The organism is Rhodococcus sp. P3_B8 (genome assembly GCF_056402775.1).
On record NZ_JBFUGT010000563.1, the window covers coordinates 1 to 2,216 of the forward strand.

The 2,216-nt window shown below is 63.7% G+C and carries 3 protein-coding genes and 1 pseudogene; 2 read left to right on the forward strand and 2 right to left on the reverse strand.

The window, feature by feature from the left end:
* On the forward strand, positions 1-452 hold a 452-nt coding region (locus AC1D1G_RS44555; RefSeq protein ID WP_477956868.1), incomplete at its 5' end, for an aldehyde dehydrogenase family protein.
* 124 nt (positions 453-576) lie between these two features.
* Here the strand turns inward: AC1D1G_RS44555 and AC1D1G_RS44560 are convergent.
* Together AC1D1G_RS44560 and AC1D1G_RS44565 are read right to left on the reverse strand one after the other, a co-directional pair.
* Entirely contained in the window at positions 577-780 is a 204-nt protein-coding gene (locus AC1D1G_RS44560) for a cold-shock protein (RefSeq protein ID WP_005242781.1), read from the reverse strand.
* A 167-nt stretch (positions 781-947) separates the two neighbouring features.
* Positions 948-1,742, reverse strand: a complete 795-nt coding sequence (locus tag AC1D1G_RS44565) for a class I SAM-dependent methyltransferase (protein ID WP_283351948.1) — start codon at positions 1,740-1,742, stop codon at positions 948-950.
* Between the two features lie 331 nt (positions 1,743-2,073).
* Here AC1D1G_RS44565 and AC1D1G_RS44570 point away from each other — a divergent pair.
* Positions 2,074-2,216 (forward strand): annotated as a pseudogene (locus AC1D1G_RS44570) (aldo/keto reductase); the annotation flags it as partial.

Genomic DNA, 2,216 nt, shown 5'->3' on the forward strand with positions numbered 1-2,216 from the left:
CGCCGCTGTCGTCGGTGGCCGCCGCCGACCGGTTGTCCGAGCAGGTGCAGCAGGCGATCGCCGAGGGCGCCACGCTGGTGTCGGAGGGCGATCGGAAGGGTGCCTTCTTCCCACCGGCCGTGCTGACGAATGTGTCACGGGATTCACGAACCTACCGGGAGGAACTGTTCGGGCCGGTTGCGACGATTTACAAGGTGCGTTCCGAGGACGAGGCCGTCGAGCTGGCAAACGACACTCCGTTCGGTCTCGGCTCGTATGTCTTCACCACCGACCCCGATCAGGCCTACCGCGTCGCCGACTCACTGGAGGCCGGGATGGTGTTCGTCAATGCCGTTGGCGCCGAAGGAGTCGAGCTGCCGTTCGGCGGCGTGAAGCGCTCCGGTTTCGGTCGCGAGCTCGGCAAATACGGGCTCGACGAATTCGTGAACAAGAAACTCATCCGCGTCAKCTGAGCCGACGATTCCAGTATTTCAGCGCCCTCGGCGTGCAGTTCGATACCGGCGCCCTCACCGGATACCCATCCGGCAACAGAAATGGGGACCGCACCCACCGGATGCGGTCCCCACGTTGCACTGGTCAGACAGAGCGCACGTTCGTGGCCTGCGGGCCCTTCTGGCCCTGGCCGACCTCGAACTCCACACGCTGGTTCTCGTCGAGCGACTTGAAACCGCTGCCCGAGATTTCCGAGTAGTGCACGAATACGTCCGGAGTTCCGTCGTCGGGTGCGATGAAACCGAAGCCCTTCTCACCGTTGAACCACTTCACAATGCCCTGCGCCATGCCGATACTCCCTCAATCTCGATCCGGACCCTCACATCGAGGTTCCGATCTCGATGACTTGATCCTGCCATCCTCGATGTAGTCGCGAAGAACCGGTCACCTGCGGGTCGACGTTTTTACACACACCAAGCGCGGTCTGCGGACCACCACCCAGCGCCGTTGTCCCGTCAGCCCGGGCCTTTGCGTCCCACGAGATGAAAGACGCGGCTGAGTTGACGGTAGGGGTCTCGTCGGCTGGCCTCGAGTTCGACGGCGGCCGCCGCCGCCACCTGCTTCGAATCGTTCGGGTCCAACTCGGCACCACCGAAGTCGAGCCAGTCGACGAACAGCCATACCCCGTACCAGCGCACCGGCTCCACGCCGCGGATCCGCACGAGTTCGCTGAGTTCCTCCACCGTGTCGGCTCGAGTCGGCACTCCCAGCACCCCGATCTCGCCCCTGGTGTCAAACGACGCCAGAGCGTCGTCCCAACGTTGTTCCAGGGCCGGGCGCACTGCCATCGCCTTCGCGTTGCCCGTCATGATCGATACGACGCCACCGGCAGCAGTGCACCGGCACAGCTGGTCGACGAGCGCCTCCGGATGCTCCAGGTACCCGAGCACGCCATGACACAACACGGCGGCAAAGCGTTGACCATTCACCGCCTCATCGGCGTCCTCGCCGTCGGCCTCCACGAGCGTCACCCGTCGCTGGACTTCACCAGGCAGCCGCTGGAGTCGCTGTCGAGCCTTGTCCAGCATCGCCGACGACGGGTCGAGCACCGTCACGTCGTAACCGGCTTGCGCCAGCGGGAACGATTGATGGCCCGCGCCGCCGCCGACATCGAGCACAGGGGCTGGGGGCGCCGGCAAATGCTCCAACAGATGCTGGTGCAGCACATAGGTGCGCACGAGCCCCTTCACCGAGGTATACGCCTCGTCGGCAAATTGGTCGGCCACACTGGCCCAGGTGTCATCGCCCACAGCCCCAAGATAGTGATTCGAAGTTCTCGACGATGGGCGGGACGTCGGGCCTTTGTCCCCATTTTCGATCGGATCGATTCGAGATCGGGTCGAACGATCCGCACTCTGCCCCCGCTTCTGCTGTGTCTCGTCGCGAATGTGGTGCGGGCTCGACAGTCTTTTCAGAGAATCTGCACGATCTCAACGATTCACTTTCCATCGTCGTCCGGTGACAGTGTTTGTATGGAGCAGACTCGATGTTGCGCCGTCACTCCTGCACCGGGCCGACACCGCGCGCCAGTCTGTGACCGACCCACGACAACAACCGAACAGACCGGAAGAGACGACACCGATGACCGACAGCCCCCTCGATCTCACCTACGCCGCGGCCGAAGACCGCTACGAGAAGATCCCGTACCACCGCACCGGAAACTCCGGACTCGATCTGCCTGCCTTCTCGTTCGGCCTGTGGCAGAAGTTCGGTAGCGACTACCC